Genomic DNA, 16,740 nt, shown 5'->3' on the forward strand with positions numbered 1-16,740 from the left:
ACCCTTGAGAAGGAGCTTCCTCTTACTGCAACAGAACTAATGCCGATTATGGGGTGGCGCCATCCCAATGAATGCGCCTTTGACTACCTACTCACGGAGCAACAAATTTGTGACATAGAGAAAGCCTGCTCAATAAGGTTACCCAGAGATCTGGAACTTTTTTTAACCAGCTTCGCTTGAGCTGAATATACCTAATAGAAAGAAAATCCCCATGCGCCGAATTGCATTCTCAAACAAAAAAGTCCGCAACATCCCACGCCGCCTCCGCGCTCTTGCTGCCTGGGCGGCCAGCTACGAAGGTTACTTTCCGGACGAGCTTCCCGTGGAACAAGGCTACGCAAACCGAAAAATTCCGGTCCTGGAAACCTTGGTTGAAGGGAAACAAACCACCTTCGCCATTCAAAAGGAATGCGCGCAACAACTCATCAATGCAGCCCATCACTTGCTTCAGGCCAGACCCGAAGACACCATCAACTGCCGAATAGTCGCGTCAATCCTCACGCCCGACATGTTCTCCAGCGAAATTTGCATTTACACCGACATGAGCCGTTATCGCGGTCATGTATTGCCATTCGACTATGAACATTTCTGCCAGACCCGCATCACCGACAAAAGCCTCGCCACCGAATGGGGTTTAATCGTCCCTGCTGAAATGAATGAAGTGGGGTTCCACTTTGTTCACGAGGATGAAGACGGGCAAAAGTTTGAATCTGAGCATTGGTACTTCGGAGAAGTCGATGAAGCGGATGATGGCTCCGAGAAAGAGCGCTGGAGATACAAAACCTTTAAATCCTTTCGCGCTGAAAACCCTGAGCTTTTCGGCTAGGACATTTCATTTTTAGGCGAATGCCAGGCCGCCATCGCGGGCAAGCCTTGCTCCTACGGGAATGCTACAGCGATCGCAGGAACATGGTTTGCCCGCAATCCCCCCCGCAGCTCAACAAAACTCCACAAAAACCAAAATCCGACCAACACCCCTCTTGTACACGCCCCCTCCTGCCGACAAGCTATGATCCATACGCATAATCGTTCGACGAAAAAGGCAACTCCACATGCGCATTCTCATCACCGGCGGTGCCGGCTTCATCGGCTCGGCGCTGATTCGCCTCCTGATCCGCCACACTGAACATGAAGTGCTCAACCTGGACAAGCTGACCTACGCCGGCAATCTAGAGTCGTTGAGCAGCATTGCCACCAACACCCGTTATGAGTTCGTGCAGGCCGATATCGTTGATCAGGCCACTGTCAGCGCGGTACTGGCGCGGTTCCAGCCGCACGCGATCATGCACCTGGCAGCCGAGTCCCATGTCGACCGTTCCATCGATGGTCCGGCGGACTTCATCCAGACCAACATTGTCGGCACCTACAGCCTGCTGGAAGCCACCCGCGCCTACTGGAACAGCCTGGCCGAACCTGAGAAAAGCGCCTTTCGCTTTCACCACATTTCGACCGACGAGGTATATGGCGACCTGCATGGCGTCGATGACCTGTTCACCGAGACCACACCCTATGCGCCGAGCTCGCCCTACTCCGCCAGCAAGGCAGCGTCCGACCATCTGGTCCGCGCCTGGCAGCGTACCTACGGTTTGCCGGTTCTGCTGACCAACTGCTCGAACAATTACGGGCCGTTCCACTTCCCCGAGAAACTCATTCCACTGGTGATCCTCAACGCCCTCGCCGGGAAGCCTCTGCCGGTGTATGGCAATGGCCTGCAAGTGCGTGACTGGCTGTTCGTCGAGGATCATGCTCGCGCGTTGCTCACCGTGGTGACCCATGGTGTAGTCGGTGAGACCTACAACATCGGCGGCCACAACGAACAGAAAAACATCGACGTGGTGCGCAGTATTTGCGATTTGCTGGAAGAGTTGGCGCCGCAAAAACCTGAAGGCGTCGCGCACTTCGCCGACCTGATCACTTTTGTCCAGGATCGCCCCGGCCACGACCAGCGTTACGCCATCGATGCCAGCAAAATCGAACGCGAGTTGGGTTGGGTGCCCGAAGAAACCTTCGCCAGCGGCCTGCGTAAAACCGTGCAGTGGTACCTCGATAACCTAGACTGGTGCCAACGAGTCCAGGATGGCAGCTATCAAGGCCAACGACTGGGTTTCACTGACTTCAAGGACTTGATCGCATGATGAAGGGAATTGTTCTGGCAGGTGGCTCTGGTACCCGTCTGCACCCGATCACACTCGGGGTATCCAAACAACTGTTGCCGGTCTACGACAAACCGATGATCTATTACCCGATCTCGGTGCTGATGCTCGCGGGCATCAAAGACATCCTGGTGATTTCCACCCCTCAGGACCTGCCGCATTACCGCAATCTGTTGGGCGACGGCAGTCAGTTCGGAGTGCATTTCAGCTATGTCGAGCAACCGTCTCCGGACGGCCTGGCCCAGGCTTTCCTGATTGGCGAGGAGTTTATCGGTGACGATTCGGTGTGCCTGATCCTGGGCGACAACATCTTTCACGGACAGCACTTCACCGAAAAATTGCAACGCGCCGCCGGGCACACCGAAGGCGCTACGGTTTTCGGTTACTGGGTCAAAGACCCGCAGCGTTTTGGTGTGATTGATTTCGACGATCAGGGCAACGCGTTGTCGATCGAAGAGAAACCCCTGCACCCCAAATCGAGTTACGCGGTCACCGGCCTGTATTTCTATGACAATTCGGTGGTGGAGATCGCCAAAGCGGTCAAACCATCAGCTCGTGGCGAGCTGGAAATTACCGACATCAACAATGCGTACCTTAGGCGCGGCGACTTGCGCGTCGAGCGGTTCGGCCGGGGTTTCGCCTGGCTCGATACCGGTACCCATGACAGCCTGTTGGAAGCTTCGCAATACGTGCAGACCATCGAGCATCGCCAAGGCCTGAAAGTCGCCTGCCTCGAAGAGATCGCCTACCAGAACGGCTGGATCAGTCACGAATATTTGCTTGAGCGGGCCCGATACTTTGGCAAAACCGGCTACGGCCAGTACCTGTTTACCATTGCCGGAGAAGAGCAATGAAGGTGATCCCCACCGACCTGACCGGCGTTCTTATTATCGAGCCGAAGGTCTTTGGCGACGAGCGCGGTTTCTTTTACGAAAGCTTCAATGCGCGTGCTTTCGAGGAAGCGACCGGGCTCAAGCGCGAATTCGTTCAAGACAACCATTCGCGCTCACAAAAAGGTGTGCTGCGTGGTCTGCACTATCAACTGGAGCACACCCAGGGAAAACTCGTGCGAGTGACTGCCGGCGAGGTACTCGATGTAGCGGTGGATATCCGTCGCAGCTCGCCAAATTTCGGGCGCTGGGCCAGCGTCCGCCTGTCCGCTCAGAACAACCGTCAACTGTGGATCCCCGAAGGATTTGCCCACGGCTTTCTGGTGCTGAGCGATTACGCCGAGTTCCTGTACAAAACGACCGATTATTACGTTCCCAGCGCCGAACGCTGCATCGCCTGGAATGACCCGACACTGGCCATCGACTGGCAACTCGACGTACCACCGCAACTTTCGGCGAAGGATCAAAACGGAAAATCCCTGCAAGAAGCCGATCTATTCCCATGAGCGCGCCCCTGAAAATCCTCATCAACGGCCAGCACGGTCAGGTTTCCATCGAGCTGCAACGACGTCTCAAAGGGCTCGGCGAACTGATCGTGCTGGGGCGCGATCAGCTCGATCTGGCGTATCCGGAGCAGATCCGTCTGCAGATTCGCGCTTTACGTCCGAATCTGATCATCAATGCCGCCGCACACACAGCCGTCGATCAAGCGGAAAGTGAACCCGAGCGGGCGTTCGCCATAAACGCCACAGCGCCAGGAGTGCTCGCCGAGCAGGCCCTGGAACTGGGTATCCCGCTGATTCACTACTCAACCGACTATGTGTTCGACGGCAGCAAAACCTCACCCTATACCGAGACCGACGAACCCCACCCGCTGGGCGTCTACGGCGCCAGCAAACTGGCCGGCGAGCAGGCCATCCGCGCCGTCAACGGTCAGCACCTGATTCTGCGCACCAGTTGGGTCTACTCGAACCACGGGCGCAATTTCCTGCTGACCATGCAACGGTTGCTGCAAGAGAAACCGCACTTGCGCATCGTCGCCGACCAGATCGGCGCACCGACCTGGGCCGGCACCATCGCCACCAGTACACGCGCCTTGATCGAGCGCTGGCAGTCGGGGCAACCCGGCGCCTGGGGCACTTACCACCTGACCGCTCAGGGCGAAACGTCATGGTTTGGATTTGCTCAAGCCATCGCCGAACATTTACAGGCGCAGCACAAAACCTGCGCCAGCCTGGAGGCGATCCCCAGCCGCGACTACCCGACACCCGCCACTCGCCCACTGAACTCGCGTCTGGATTGCCGCCTTCTGCAACAGCAGTGGCAGGTCAGCCAGCCCGACTGGCGCGACGCGTTGCGCGAGTGTCTTGCCGAACAAGCCTAGGCATAATGCGCCTGTACCTTCAGGCGCCCGATGCTTATGACCCCAACACTCCCCCGCAGACCCCGCTGGCGCAGCCTGGCGCTGCTCGCCGTGTGCCTGGCGCCGTTGCTGTGGCCACTGCAGCATCTGGCCGAGCGTTATTACCGCAGCGAGCTGGTCGGGCAAAATCGCCAGACGCTAGACCTCTACGTCGCCAACCTGCTGGGGACCCTGCACCGCTATGAAGTCTTGCCGCAGATCCTCGGTGATCTACCGGCCCTGCGTGCCGTTCTCGCCGCGCCATATGAGCCGCAGGCCACCGACAACGCCAATCGCCTGCTCAAGGACATCCGCGCCCAGACTGGCGCCGAAGTCATGTACCTGATGGACACCCGCGGCAAGACCCTGGCGGCCTCCAACTGGGACAAGCACGACAGTTTTGTCGGGCGTAACTTTGCCTTCCGGCCGTATTTCAGCGAAGCGATGCAAGGCCGCCTCGGGCGCTTTTTCGGCCTGGGCACGACGTCGGCCAAACGCGGTTATTTCTTTGCAGGCGCCGTGCGCGATGGCGAGCAGATCATCGGTGTGCTGGTGGTCAAGGTCGACCTCGACCACACCGAAAGCCTCTGGGGCAACACCCCGGAACAACTGCTGCTGACCGATCACAACGGGGTGGTCATCATCACCTCGCGCCCGGAATGGCGCTTCAGGGCGACCCGACCGCTGACTGACGAAGAACGCCACGCGATCTCTGCCGTCCAGCCCTACCCGACCCGTGATCCGCAACCGCTGAACCTCAACCCGGACGCTTGGCTGATCCAGACTCAGCAGATCGAAGAAACCGGCTGGAGTGTCAGTATCCTCGCACCCAGAACCCTGATCGACCGCCCGGTGCGCACGGTGTTGGCCATCGGCGGGGCGACGCTGCTGGTGTTGATGTTACTGCTGGGGCTGATGATGCAACGCCGTCGCCACTATTTGCAGCGCATCGCCTTCGAGGCCAAGACCCGACGCGAGCTGGAAGCGCGCGTCGCCGAAAGAACCAGCGACCTTGAAGGGCTCAACCGCCGCCTAAAGCAGGAAGTGCTGGAACGCGAACAGGCGCAACAGGAACTGGTGCGCGCCCAGGATGATCTGGTCCAGGCCGGCAAACTCTCGGCGCTGGGTACCATGTCGGCGAGCATCAGTCATGAGCTCAATCAACCGCTGGCGGCGATTCGCAGCTACGCGGAAAACGCCGAAGTGCTGCTCGACCATCAACGTACCGACGATGCCCGCGGCAACCTGAAACTGATCAGCGAGCTGACCGGACGCATGGCCTCGATCATCGCCCACCTGCGCGCCTTCGCCCGTCGCGACCGTCACGCCCCGGAAAGTGTTGCGCTGCAACCGGCACTGGACGATGCACTGGCGTTGCTGGCCAAGCGCAGGCGGGCAATGGAGGTCGAACTGATCCGGGACCTGCCGGCTGCCACGCTGTGGGTCGAGGCCGGCGAAACCCGCCTGCGCCAGGTGCTCGGTAACCTGCTGGCCAACGCCCTTGATGCCCTGACCGAAAAAGGCCCGCCCCGTAAGCTCTGGTTGAGTGCCGAATCCACCGCCGACGGCGTCAACCTGTACATTCGCGATAACGGCCCGGGGTTCTGCATGGAGGCCCTCGGTCGCGCCGGTGAACCGTTCTACACCACCAAGACCCGCACTCAGGGCCTTGGGCTGGGATTGGCTATTTGCGACACGTTGATGCGTGCCTTCGGCGGTGAGCTGTCGTTCGCCAACCACAAGGAAGGTGGCGCCCTGATCACCCTGCGGCTGCGCGCGGGCGCACCCGGTGTAAGTCTGCAACCGTCCGAGGACCGCAGTGAATGAGTAACCTCATAGACAACCGTATCCAGGTGGTGCTGATCGATGACGATCCGCATCTGCGCCAGGCCCTGAGCCAGACGCTGGACCTCGCCGGACTGAAAATCCTCCCGTTGGCCGAAGCCAAGGGCCTGGCCTCACGCCTTGAGCGCGACTGGCCGGGTGTGGTGGTCAGTGACATTCGCATGCCGGGCATGGACGGTCTCGAACTGTTGAATGAATTGCACGCCCAGGACCCGGAACTGCCGGTATTGCTGATCACCGGCCACGGCGATGTCCCCCTGGCGGTGCAAGCGATGCGTGCCGGTGCTTATGACTTCCTCGAAAAACCGTTCGCCAGTGACGCATTGCTCGACAGCGTGCGCCGTGCCCTGGCCCTGCGCCAACTGGTGCTGGATAACCGCAGCCTGCGGTTGGCCTTGAGCGATCGCAATGAACTGAGCACGCGACTGGTCGGGCAATCGCCGCCAATGCAGCGCCTGCGCGAACAGATCGGCGCATTGGCACCGACCAAGGCCGACGTGCTGATCCTCGGTGAAACCGGTGCCGGCAAGGAAGTGGTGGCCCGTGCCCTGCACGACCTGTCGAATCGCCGCAATGGCCCGTTCGTAGCCATCAATGCCGGGGCTCTGGCCGAATCGGTGGTCGAAAGCGAACTGTTCGGCCACGAACCGGGCGCCTTCACTGGCGCGCAAAAGCGCCGGATCGGCAAATTCGAATTCGCCAACGGCGGCACGCTGTTCCTCGATGAAATCGAAAGCATGAGCCTGGACGTGCAGGTGAAACTGCTGCGTTTGCTACAAGAGCGGGTGGTCGAGCGTTTGGGTGGCAATCAGTTGATCCCGCTGGATATCCGGATCATCGCCGCAACCAAGGAAGACCTGCGCCAATCGGCGGATCAAGGGCGTTTTCGTGCGGACTTGTATTACCGCCTGAACGTCGCGCCACTGCGCATTCCACCTCTGCGCGAACGGGGCGAAGACGCGCTGATGCTGTTCCAGCATTTCGCCAACGAAGCCAGTGAGCGTCATGGCTTGCCACCCCACGAACTGCAACCCGGACAACGGGCCCTGCTGTTGCGTCATACCTGGCCCGGCAACGTCCGTGAATTGCAAAACGCCGCCGAACGTTTCGCCCTGGGCCTGGAACTGGCGCTGGATAACGGTGCTCCAGACGGCACTCCAGCACCGCACAGCGCTGTGCTCAGCGGCAATCTGAGCGAGCAGGTGGAAAGCTTCGAAAGGAACCTGATCGCCGCCGAACTGGCGCGCACTCACAGCTCACTGCGCAGTGTCGCCGAAGCGCTGGGTATTCCACGCAAAACCCTGCATGACAAACTGCGCAAACACGGCTTGAACTTTGCCGATGGCGGCGGCGCCAACAGCAACGCCGACGAGCTTGATTGAGACACGCCGACTAACCTTCCCCCAAGCGTCCCACACTGCGAGGCCCGTGCATGAACCGCGACAGCCGTCACCTGGAATCCGTCCTCCATCGCGACATTCCCCTCACCCGGGATATGGGCCTCAAGGTACTCGACTGGCACGACCGGCAATTACGCCTGCACTTGCCGCTGGCGGCCAACGTCAATCACAAGAGCACCATGTTTGGCGGTAGTTTGTACTGTGGCGCGGTGTTGGCGGGTTGGGGCTGGCTGCATTTGCGCCTGCGCGAAGAAGGCGTCGAGGGCGGGCACATCGTGATTCAGGAAGGTCAGATCAGCTATCCGCTGCCGGTCACTGGCGATGCCATTGCCATTTGCATGGCGCCAAGTGCGGCGGTGTGGAGGAAGTTTTTGGCGATGTACCAACGCTACGGCCGGGCACGGTTGGCGTTGCATACACGGGTCGTCAACGTCGATAGCGATGAGGATGCGGTGACGTTTACCGGACAGTATGTGCTGCATCGATAAACCCTGTGGCGAGGGAGCTTGCTCCCGCTCGGCCGCGAAGCGGTCGTAATCCGGTAATCGCGTTCCATTTGAATACTCTCGGTGGCTGATATTAGGGTCGCTTCGCGACCCAGCGGGAGCAAGCTCCCTCGCCACAAGGCTGCGGTGTGCTCAGGAGCGAGCCAGTTCCAGCAGCTTCTCGCGCCATGCGGCTTTGGCCGGCAGCGCCAGGAAAAATGAATTGCGCAACGACTCTCGCGCCGGATAACTGAACGGCTCACCGCTCAAGTCCAGCACCTCGCCACCCGCACCTTCGAGCACGCCTTGCGCAGCAGCCGTGTCCCACTGAGAGGTTGGTGCCAGCCGTGGATAACAATCCGCCGCGCCCTCCGCCAGCAGGCAAAACTTCAGCGAACTGCCGATATTGGCCAGTTGCAGTTCGCCCAGGCTGGCACTCAAGCCCGCGAGCAAGCGCTCTTGCTCAGGGCTTGAATGTCGACGGCTGGCAACCACGGTAAACGCTTCACCAGCAGGCGGCACATCACGGACCTGAATCGGCAGCGGCGCAGAATCCTTGTCAGCACGCCAAGCCCCGAGCCCGGCGCCACCGAAGTAGCAGCGGCCGTTGGTCGGCATCGACACTACGCCAAACACCACGTGCCCCTGTTCGATCAGCGCGATATTGACGGTGAATTCTTCACTGCCGGAAATGAACTCCTTGGTGCCATCCAGCGGGTCTACCAGCCACCAGCGCTGCCAACCGGCACGCACCGATTGCGCAATGTCGGCGTCTTCTTCCGAGAGCACCGGGATGCTCGGATCAAGCGCTGTCAGCCCTGCCAGAATCAGATGATGAGCGGCCAGATCGGCGGCGGTGACTGGCGAATCATCAGCCTTGGCAGTCACTTCGGTGCCGGTGCGCCAGAACGGCAGAATGACCTCGCCGGCCTTCAGCGCCAACTCGATCACGGGGGCCAGCAAAGGATGAACCTGGGGGAAATCACTCACGGTTGAAACACTCCACGCTGCGTCAATAGATCACGGGCCAGGTACAACGCCGCCAAGGCACGGCCCTCGGTGAACTGCGGGTTTTGCGCCAGCGCCGCGAGCTCTCGCAGATTGACCCGGTCCACGCGCATCGGTTCCGGCTCATCGCCTTCAAGGCTTTCTTCGTACAAATCAGTCGCCAACACCACCTGAATCTTCTGGCTCATGTAACCGGGCGACAGCGACAGCTCGGTCAGATGCTCCAGTTGCCGGGCGCCAAAACCGGCCTCTTCCTTGAGCTCACGCTCGGCCGCTGCCAATACATCCTCACCAGGTTCGATCAAGCCCTTGGGTAGCGACAATTCATAGGCATCGGTTCCGCCGCAGTATTCTTCAACCAGCACCGCGTGGTCGGAATCGAGCATTGCCACGATCATCACTGCGCCATACCCGGCGCCCTTGCCGACCAATCGCTCATAGGTGCGCTCGACGCCATTGGAAAAGCGCAGCTGCACCTCTTCAACGCAGAACAAGCGGGTGGTGGCGACGATCTCGCGGGCTAATACTTCGGGTTTCTGGCGCATGACGGCTCCTTGGCGTGAACGCGGTACTATAACGCGGCTTTCTTGATTGTTTATGTCGGATATCTTTTTACCGCTGGAGAAGTTTTCAATGCCATCACTGCCCTGGCGCGACATTGATACCGTTCTGCTGGACATGGACGGCACGCTGCTGGACCTGCATTACGACAACCATTTCTGGATGGAACACCTGCCCAGGCGTTATGCCGAGCTGCATGGTGTCAGTCAGGCCATGGCCGAGCTGGAATTGCAGCCGTTGTTCGAGCGTAACGCCGGTCAGTTGCAGTGGTACTGCCTGGACTTCTGGAGCGCAGAGCTGAAGCTGCCGGTGCGCGAGTTGAAACTCGAGACTGCCCATCTGATCGCATTGCGGCCAGACGCCGATACCTTTCTGGCAGCGATCAAGCAGGCCGGAAAGCGCGTGATCCTGATCACCAACGCCCACCGTGACTCGTTGTCGCTGAAGCTGGAAAAAGTCGAACTGGCGCCCTACTTCGAGCGGTTGATCAGCTCCCACGATTACGGTTTCGCCAAGGAAAACCCGCAATTCTGGGACGCCTTGCGTGCAGACATCGACTTCGATCCACGCCGCAGCCTGTTTATCGACGATACGTTGCCGATCCTGCGCAGTGCTCGGGATTTTGGCGTGGCGCATCTGTTGGCCGTGAGCCAGCCAGACAGCCGCAAAGAACCCAAAGACACCGCGGAATTTACAGCGGTTAGAGACTATCGCGAGCTCATAGCAGGGCTCTGAGATCGAGTCGCCTGCATCGCGAGCAGGCTCGCTCCCACACTGGATCTTCTTCGTACATAAATTATGTGTTCGCTACGGATCAAATGTGGGAGCGGGCTTGCTCGCGAAAGCCGTTATGCGGTCTTGAGGGTTACCCGGCAATTCCAACGCGGTTCCCAACCGACCAGGCACAAGCGCTAGAATCGCGCCCTTTGCCTGCGCCATGGAGCGACGATGGACATCAAACAGCTGAAATTCCTCATCGCCCTCGACGAAACCCGGCACTTCGGCCAGGCCGCTGCGCGCTGCCACATCACTCAGCCCACCCTGTCGATGCGCTTGCGCAGCCTTGAGGAAGAACTCGATCTGGCGTTGGTCAATCGCGGCCAGCGCTTCGAAGGTTTCACCGCGCCGGGCGAGCGGGTGCTGGCCTGGGCGCGCACCGTGCTGGCCGCCTGTGACGGTTTGCAGGCCGAGGCCGCAGCCTGTCGCGGCAACCTGGTCGGCACCTTGCGCCTGGGCGTAGTGCCGCTGTCGAGTTTTGATCCGCTGCCACTGATGCAACAACTGCACGCCGAACACCCGAACCTGCGCTTCGAACTCTCGGCCTTGAGCTCCGAGCAGATCCTCGAACACTTGGGGAACAATCGCCTGGACCTCGGCGTGTCTTATCTTGAACGCCTTGATAGCGAGCGCTTCGACTCACTGGCCTTCAGCGAAACCCGCATGGGCCTGCTCTACGACCAGCGCTTTTTCAACTTCGGTGAAAAGCCCTTGAGCTGGGAAGCACTGATCGAACTGCCCTTGGGCATGCTCACCAGTGGCATGCACTTTCGCCAATCCATCGACCACAACTTCCACAGCCGAGGTCTCAGCCCGCAGCCGTTGTTACAGACCGACGCAGTCCATCAATTGTTGCAAGCTGTGCACGGTGGCCTGTGTTGCGCAGTGATGCCACTGGACGGCGGACTCGAAACGCTGACCGAGCATCTGCGCCTGCAACCGATTGAAAATGCGCAGACCCTTGGCCGGCTGGGGCTGATCATGCGCCGCGGTGCTCCGCGCTCGGCACTGGCTGAAGCGTGTTTCACGCACTATCAGAAATCACTGACGAACGCTTGATCGACGCTATCTATCGGCAGATCAGTAATAGCGATTAGACGTGACACATTGACGCGCCTAGGCTTAAGGCTGGATAAACCGCCGGTATTGCCCCCATGAAAGCCAAGCCTCCGGTCTGCGGGGCGCCCGCCCTCGAAATGCCCACGCCCGCCGCCAGTCAGAACTATCAGTATTGCAACCTCGACCACAGCGAATCAGCCAGCACCGCGCTCGCTGAGGAAGTGGCGTTGGCGATCGCCTACAACGGCATCAGCCAGGCGGTAATGCTGGTGACACCAAGCGACCTGGAAGACTTCATCGTCGGTTTCAGCCTGGGCAGCGGGATCATCAGTGACGTTTCTGACCTCTATGACCTGCAACTCAGCGGGTCCGGTTCGGCACAGTACGCGCAGGTCAGCATTTCCAGCCGCGCGTTCTGGAACCTCAAGCAGCAACGTCGGCAACTGGCCGGTACCAGCGGTTGTGGACTCTGTGGCGTCGAAGCGGTGGAGCAAGCCTTGCCGCAACTCAACGTATTGCCCGGCGCCCCCTTACCCCCCGCACAATGGCTTGAAGGCCTGCGCCAGCGCATCGGTGCATTCCAGCCATTGGGCCAATACAGCGGCGCAGTTCACGCCGCTGTGTTCATGAACAACCAGGGCGAGTTGCTGCTGGGCCGTGAAGACATCGGCCGGCACAACGCGCTCGACAAGCTGATTGGCGCGCTGATCCGCCAGGACATCCCGATGGCGGGTGGACTGGTGATAGTCACCAGCCGTTGCAGCCTCGAACTGATCCAGAAAGTGTTGCGCGCCGGCATCCAGACACTGGTCAGCCTGTCGTCGCCCACCGGCCTGGCCGTGCAATGGGCACGCCGGCACAACCTCAATCTTATCCACCTGCCGCAAAAAAGTGCGCCGCGGGTCTATAGCCCTGCGACGGAGAACCAAGCGTGAGTCAACATCGTCAAGCCGACCAGAAACCCGTCCCCCGCTACAAACCCTACAAAGGCCCAGCCGGTGGCTGGGGCGCACTGATCAGCGTCGCCCAGGCCTGGTTGACCAGCGATAACGCACTGAAAAACCTCCGCATAATGCTCAAGACCAACCAGAACGGCGGCTTCGACTGCCCCGGTTGCGCCTGGGGCGATTCTCCGGAAAAGGGCATGGTGATGTTCTGCGAGAACGGCGCCAAAGCGGTYAACTGGGAAGCCACCAAGCGCCGGGTCGATGCCGCATTCTTCGCCAAGCACAGCGTCAGCTCGTTGTTGGAGCAGAGCGACTACTGGCTCGAGTATCAAGGCCGGCTGACCGAGCCGATGAGCTACGACGCCGAAACCGACCGTTACACCCCCATCAGTTGGGAAGCCGCCTTCGCACTGATCGGTAAACACCTGCAGAACCTGTCGAGTCCGAATCAGGCCGAGTTCTACACTTCGGGCCGCGCCAGCAACGAAGCGGCGTATCTCTATCAGCTGTTCGTCCGCGCTTTCGGCACCAACAACTTCCCTGACTGCTCGAACATGTGCCACGAGGCCAGCGGTGTGGCCATGGCGCAGAGTGTCGGTGTCGGCAAAGGCACGGTGACCTTCGACGACTTCGAACACGCAGACGCGATTTTCGTCTGGGGCCAGAACCCCGGCACCAACCATCCACGGATGCTCGAACCTCTGCGCGAAGCAGTGAAGCGCGGCGCCCAGGTGGTGTGCATCAACCCGCTCAAAGAGCGTGGCCTGGAGCGTTTCCAGCACCCGCAGCACCCGCTCGAAATGCTCACCAACGGTGACAAGCCGACCAACACCGCGTACTTCCGTCCAGCGTTGGGCGGCGACATGGCGCTGCTGCGCGGCATGGCCAAGTTCCTGCTGCAATGGGAACGCGAGGCGCAGCAAACCGACGCGCCATCGGTGTTCGACCACGACTTCCTCAACGAACACACCGCCAGCGTGCTCGACTACCTGGGCGAGATCGACGACACCTCGTGGGAGCAGATCGTCGAGCAGTCCGGGTTGACTCTGGAAGAGATCGAGCAAGCGGCGCGCATGTACGCCAAAGGCAAGAACGTGATCATGTGCTGGGCCATGGGCATTACCCAGCACCGGCACTCGGTGGCGACCATCCAGGAAATCGCCAACCTGATGCTGCTGCGCGGCAACATCGGTCGGCCGGGCGCGGGCCTGTGCCCGGTGCGCGGGCACAGCAATGTGCAAGGCGACCGGACCATGGGCATTAATGAACGCCCGCCGGCGTTCTTCCTCGATGCACTGGAGCGGCGCTTCCAGCTCAAGATGCCGCGTGAGAACGGTCACAACGTGGTCGAGGCCATCCACGCGATGCTCGACGGTCGCTCGAAAGTTTTCATCGGTCTGGGCGGCAACTTTGCCCAAGCCACGCCGGACAGCCCACGGACCTTCCAGGCCCTGAGCAATTGCGACCTCACCGTGCAAATCAGCACCAAGCTCAACCGTAGCCATCTGGCGCACGGTAAAGAAGCGCTGATCCTGCCGTGCCTGGGGCGCACCGACATCGACTTGCAAACCGAAGGGGCGCAAGCGGTAACGGTCGAAGATTCGTTCAGCATGGTTCACGCCTCCAACGGCCAGCTGCAGCCGCTGTCAAAACAGATGCGCTCGGAACCGTCGATCATCGCCGGCATCGCTGCCGCGACCTTGGGCGCCACGCCTGTCGACTGGAATTGGCTGGTGGCCGATTACCGCCGTATCCGCGAACTGATTGCCGACACCATTCCGGGCTTCAAGGACTTCAACCAGAAGCTCGAGAACCCGGGCGGCTTCTATCTGGGCAACAGCGCACGTGTCCGGCGCTGGAACACTTCGTCGGGTCGCGCCAATTTCCGGCCGAACATCCTGCCGGTCGATCTGGTACACGAGCGCACCCGCGCCACCGGGCAGTTGCCGGACCTGATCATGCAGTCAATGCGCTCTCACGATCAGTACAACACCACCATTTACGGTCTCGACGACCGTTATCGCGGGGTCAAGGGTCAGCGTAACGTGCTGTTCGTCAACGAAGCCGACATCATTCGCCTGGGTTTCAAACCGGGGCAGAAAGCCGATATCGTGTCGATCTGGGATGATGGCCGTGAGCGGCGTGTCAAAGGCTTCACCTTGCTGGCGTTCGATATTCCCGCCGGACAAGCCGCCGCCTACTACCCGGAAGTGAACCCGTTGGTGCCGCTGGAAAGTATCGGTGACGGTAGCCACACACCGACCTCGAAGTTCGTGGCAATCCGTTTGGAAGCGGCAAGCGAGACCGGGCTGATCATGGCGAAGTCTGCCTGATACACCGCCATCGCGAGCAGGCTCGCTCCCACCGTTGAAACTCAGTGAGCGCAGATGTTGTGTTCGACGAAGGTTCATTCGTGGGAGCGAGCCTGCTCGCGATGGCGTCCGCACGGCCAACACCTGTTCCGACGCTTTCCAAACGCCCACAAAAAAGGCCGCTTTTGTATCAAAGCGGCCTGTCGCAAGTAGCAAAAGACCCGCGAAAATCCATTAAGTTCCGTCTATAAAACAATAACTTAGAAAATTGTGCACAAGTCGTGTTACTCGTCGGATTTCTATTGTAACCATCGCGACACAGCCTCAGGATCGCGCCGTCATCCCTTTGAGGCTCCTCTCATGAAGTTCTCCTCGATTCTCTTGTTGTCCCTTGGCCTGATCAGTGGCGCCGCATCTGCCGGTGGCACCGCCGAGGCAGGTGTTGGCGGCGCATTGGGCGGGGTTCTTGGCTCAGTGGTAGGTCAATCGCTGGGTGGCAGCACCGGTTCGACCATTGGTGCAGCCTTGGGCGGCGCCGGTGGTAGTGCGGTAGGTGCCAACAGACACAGCCGTGGCGAAGCCGCCATCGGTGGTGCACTCGGCGCAGCCGGCGGTAACGTGGTCGGCCGCAGCATGGGCGGCACCACAGGCAGCCTGATCGGCGCAGCCGCCGGCGGTGGCGTGGGCGGTGCGCTGGGTAACCATATGGGCAACAGCAGCTATGACGAAGACCGTGGCGGTCGTGACCGTGGTGGCCGCCGTTACTACCGCGACTATGATGACCACCCAGGCCGTGGCCATGCTTACGGCCATCGCAAGCATCACCACCGGTACTATCGCGACTGACACTCGAGCAGTGTCACGCAACGGATTCCAAAAAAATCGCAGCCCTCGGGCTGCGATTTTTCGTTTCACACCAGCAACTGCTCCAATGCCTTGCGTAACCCAGCGGGAATCGCCACCGGCTGATTCGAGGTGCGATCCACAAACACATGCACAAAGCGCCCTGCCGCGCAGGCGTCCGCTTCCCCGGCCTTGAACGCCGCCAGTTCGTATTGCACCGAACTGCTGCCCAACTTGCCCACCCGCAAACCAATTTCAATACGCTCGGGAAAAGCGACCGAAGCGAAGTAATCGCACGCCGAACTCACCACAAACCCCACCACTTCACCGTCATGAATATCCAGACCACCGACTTCGATCAGGTAGGTATTCACCGCCGTATCAAAGAAGCTGTAATAGGTCACGTTATTCACATGGCCATAGACATCATTGTCGTGCCAGCGGGTGATGATCGGCTGGAAGTGACGGTAGTCGGAGCGTTGAGGCATCGGGTTGGGCATCAGTGTCGGTTCCTGGAGTTGAACAGCCAGTCTAAGGCGAAAACCGCGTTATCGTTCTTCGCGAGCAAGCCCACGCAGTTGATTTTCAGTGAATACAACATTTGCGTCCGACCGAGATCCAGTGTGGGAGTGGGCTTGCTCCCGAAGAGGCCATCACAGGCAATGCGCACATCGGCTTCGGCCTGATCAATCCGGCCCTGGTACACGGTGTGGACGTAGGTTTCGGCCACGGCGGCACGCTGAATCTGGAACGGCGTCTGGTTCATGGTTTGCTCTCTTGTTAGCGATCCAAAAACAGCATTCACCATAGTCAGCCCAGCGATCTTTTTGAAATTTATCCCCATGATGAGCGGCATTCAGCGGATGGATGCCATAAACGATCCCGCACAAGAATCGCAGCAACCGCTCAGCGCTCGGCACGTCATCAATTAGACAGTCCCTGCGAGGCTTGAATGTGAGCTTGAATGTGGGCTTAAAAGGAGGGTTAAGCTATGATCAGTCGCAGCCGTAAATACATGCGAGCGGACAGGTGTGAACCGGCCTTCTTATTTAAAACCT

General features: G+C 59.8%; 17 protein-coding genes. 13 read left to right on the forward strand and 4 right to left on the reverse strand.

Annotated features, from left to right (window positions below; all coding sequences use genetic code 11):
* Positions 1–211 precede the first annotated feature (211 nt).
* The 8 genes from AC1DHT_RS14455 (at position 212) to AC1DHT_RS14490 (ending at position 8,178) form a co-directional block, all read left to right on the forward strand.
* Positions 212–826 (forward strand): DUF3916 domain-containing protein, encoded by a 615-nt coding sequence (locus tag AC1DHT_RS14455; protein ID WP_427546367.1) that lies wholly within the window; start codon positions 212–214, stop codon positions 824–826.
* A gap of 226 nt (positions 827–1,052) precedes the next feature.
* Positions 1,053–2,135 carry a dTDP-glucose 4,6-dehydratase gene (rfbB, locus tag AC1DHT_RS14460; protein ID WP_427546369.1) on the forward strand — a complete coding sequence of 361 codons (1,083 nt, stop codon included), beginning with the start codon at positions 1,053–1,055 and terminating at the stop codon, positions 2,133–2,135.
* The gene (gene rfbA, locus AC1DHT_RS14465; protein WP_427546371.1) at positions 2,132–3,007 is read left to right on the forward strand and encodes a glucose-1-phosphate thymidylyltransferase RfbA; all 876 of its coding nucleotides are present in this window, start codon (positions 2,132–2,134) and stop codon (positions 3,005–3,007) included. The genes rfbB and rfbA overlap by 4 nt, the downstream gene beginning before the upstream one ends.
* Positions 3,004–3,549, forward strand: a complete 546-nt coding sequence (rfbC, locus tag AC1DHT_RS14470) for a dTDP-4-dehydrorhamnose 3,5-epimerase (RefSeq protein ID WP_427546373.1) — start codon at positions 3,004–3,006, stop codon at positions 3,547–3,549. Before rfbA ends, rfbC begins: the two co-directional genes overlap by 4 nt.
* Positions 3,546–4,427, forward strand: coding sequence for a dTDP-4-dehydrorhamnose reductase (gene rfbD / locus AC1DHT_RS14475; RefSeq protein ID WP_427546375.1), 882 nt, complete (start codon positions 3,546–3,548; stop codon positions 4,425–4,427). Before rfbC ends, rfbD begins: the two co-directional genes overlap by 4 nt.
* Positions 4,428–4,463: 36 nt before the next feature.
* Positions 4,464–6,272 carry a sensor histidine kinase gene (locus AC1DHT_RS14480; protein WP_427546377.1) on the forward strand — a complete coding sequence of 603 codons (1,809 nt, stop codon included), beginning with the start codon at positions 4,464–4,466 and terminating at the stop codon, positions 6,270–6,272.
* Positions 6,269–7,672 carry a sigma-54-dependent transcriptional regulator gene (locus AC1DHT_RS14485; protein ID WP_427546379.1) on the forward strand — a complete coding sequence of 468 codons (1,404 nt, stop codon included), beginning with the start codon at positions 6,269–6,271 and terminating at the stop codon, positions 7,670–7,672. The genes AC1DHT_RS14480 and AC1DHT_RS14485 overlap by 4 nt, the downstream gene beginning before the upstream one ends.
* A 50-nt stretch (positions 7,673–7,722) precedes the next feature.
* The gene (locus tag AC1DHT_RS14490) at positions 7,723–8,178 is read left to right on the forward strand and encodes a YiiD C-terminal domain-containing protein (RefSeq protein WP_054595117.1); all 456 of its coding nucleotides are present in this window, start codon (positions 7,723–7,725) and stop codon (positions 8,176–8,178) included.
* 150 nt (positions 8,179–8,328) lie between these two features.
* On the opposite strand, the gene cysQ is transcribed toward AC1DHT_RS14490, so the two are convergent.
* Together cysQ and nudE are read right to left on the reverse strand one after the other, a co-directional pair.
* Positions 8,329–9,165, reverse strand: a complete 837-nt coding sequence (gene cysQ, locus AC1DHT_RS14495; RefSeq protein WP_427546381.1) for a 3'(2'),5'-bisphosphate nucleotidase CysQ — start codon at positions 9,163–9,165, stop codon at positions 8,329–8,331.
* Positions 9,162–9,728: an ADP compounds hydrolase NudE gene (gene nudE / locus AC1DHT_RS14500; RefSeq protein ID WP_054595115.1), complete on the reverse strand. Its 567-nt coding sequence runs from the start codon at positions 9,726–9,728 to the stop codon at positions 9,162–9,164. The genes cysQ and nudE overlap by 4 nt, the downstream gene beginning before the upstream one ends.
* An 88-nt stretch (positions 9,729–9,816) precedes the next feature.
* On the opposite strand from nudE, the gene yrfG reads away from it, so the two are divergent.
* From yrfG to AC1DHT_RS14525, 5 genes are all read left to right on the forward strand, one after another.
* A complete protein-coding gene (gene yrfG / locus AC1DHT_RS14505) occupies positions 9,817–10,479 on the forward strand; it encodes a GMP/IMP nucleotidase (protein ID WP_429539496.1) in 663 nt (220 codons plus the stop codon).
* 213 nt (positions 10,480–10,692) lie between these two features.
* A complete protein-coding gene (locus AC1DHT_RS14510; RefSeq protein WP_427543314.1) occupies positions 10,693–11,580 on the forward strand; it encodes a LysR family transcriptional regulator in 888 nt (295 codons plus the stop codon).
* Between the two features lie 95 nt (positions 11,581–11,675).
* Positions 11,676–12,515 carry a formate dehydrogenase accessory sulfurtransferase FdhD gene (gene fdhD / locus AC1DHT_RS14515; RefSeq protein ID WP_427543317.1) on the forward strand — a complete coding sequence of 280 codons (840 nt, stop codon included), beginning with the start codon at positions 11,676–11,678 and terminating at the stop codon, positions 12,513–12,515.
* Entirely contained in the window at positions 12,512–14,860 is a 2,349-nt protein-coding gene (locus tag AC1DHT_RS14520) for an FdhF/YdeP family oxidoreductase (protein ID WP_427543320.1), read from the forward strand. The genes fdhD and AC1DHT_RS14520 overlap by 4 nt, the downstream gene beginning before the upstream one ends.
* Before the next feature lie 339 nt (positions 14,861–15,199).
* Positions 15,200–15,685, forward strand: coding sequence for a glycine zipper domain-containing protein (locus AC1DHT_RS14525; RefSeq protein WP_054595110.1), 486 nt, complete (start codon positions 15,200–15,202; stop codon positions 15,683–15,685).
* A gap of 65 nt (positions 15,686–15,750) precedes the next feature.
* On the opposite strand, the gene AC1DHT_RS14530 is transcribed toward AC1DHT_RS14525, so the two are convergent.
* Both AC1DHT_RS14530 and AC1DHT_RS14535 read right to left on the reverse strand, forming a co-directional pair.
* Complete coding sequence (locus tag AC1DHT_RS14530) at positions 15,751–16,182, reverse strand: acyl-CoA thioesterase (protein WP_427543323.1); 432 nt, start codon at positions 16,180–16,182, stop codon at positions 15,751–15,753.
* Positions 16,182–16,448, reverse strand: a complete 267-nt coding sequence (locus AC1DHT_RS14535; protein ID WP_427543489.1) for a hypothetical protein — start codon at positions 16,446–16,448, stop codon at positions 16,182–16,184. Before AC1DHT_RS14535 ends, AC1DHT_RS14530 begins: the two co-directional genes overlap by 1 nt.
* Positions 16,449–16,740 lie beyond the last annotated feature (292 nt).

Source organism: Pseudomonas sp. 05N432 (genome assembly GCF_056396945.1).

Coding starts and splice junctions, on each gene's coding strand:
- AC1DHT_RS14535 (WP_427543489.1), bottom strand. CDS start 16,448: ATGAACCAGACGCCGTTCCAGATTCAGCGTGCCGCCGTGGCCGAAACC.
- AC1DHT_RS14485 (WP_427546379.1), top strand. CDS start 6,269: ATGAGTAACCTCATAGACAACCGTATCCAGGTGGTGCTGATCGATGAC.
- rfbC (WP_427546373.1), top strand. CDS start 3,004: ATGAAGGTGATCCCCACCGACCTGACCGGCGTTCTTATTATCGAGCCG.
- AC1DHT_RS14480 (WP_427546377.1), top strand. CDS start 4,464: ATGACCCCAACACTCCCCCGCAGACCCCGCTGGCGCAGCCTGGCGCTG.
- AC1DHT_RS14510 (WP_427543314.1), top strand. CDS start 10,693: ATGGACATCAAACAGCTGAAATTCCTCATCGCCCTCGACGAAACCCGG.
- rfbB (WP_427546369.1), top strand. CDS start 1,053: ATGCGCATTCTCATCACCGGCGGTGCCGGCTTCATCGGCTCGGCGCTG.
- AC1DHT_RS14530 (WP_427543323.1), bottom strand. CDS start 16,182: ATGCCCAACCCGATGCCTCAACGCTCCGACTACCGTCACTTCCAGCCG.
- fdhD (WP_427543317.1), top strand. CDS start 11,676: ATGAAAGCCAAGCCTCCGGTCTGCGGGGCGCCCGCCCTCGAAATGCCC.
- nudE (WP_054595115.1), bottom strand. CDS start 9,728: ATGCGCCAGAAACCCGAAGTATTAGCCCGCGAGATCGTCGCCACCACC.
- rfbD (WP_427546375.1), top strand. CDS start 3,546: ATGAGCGCGCCCCTGAAAATCCTCATCAACGGCCAGCACGGTCAGGTT.
- AC1DHT_RS14490 (WP_054595117.1), top strand. CDS start 7,723: ATGAACCGCGACAGCCGTCACCTGGAATCCGTCCTCCATCGCGACATT.
- rfbA (WP_427546371.1), top strand. CDS start 2,132: ATGATGAAGGGAATTGTTCTGGCAGGTGGCTCTGGTACCCGTCTGCAC.
- yrfG (WP_429539496.1), top strand. CDS start 9,817: ATGCCATCACTGCCCTGGCGCGACATTGATACCGTTCTGCTGGACATG.
- AC1DHT_RS14455 (WP_427546367.1), top strand. CDS start 212: ATGCGCCGAATTGCATTCTCAAACAAAAAAGTCCGCAACATCCCACGC.
- AC1DHT_RS14525 (WP_054595110.1), top strand. CDS start 15,200: ATGAAGTTCTCCTCGATTCTCTTGTTGTCCCTTGGCCTGATCAGTGGC.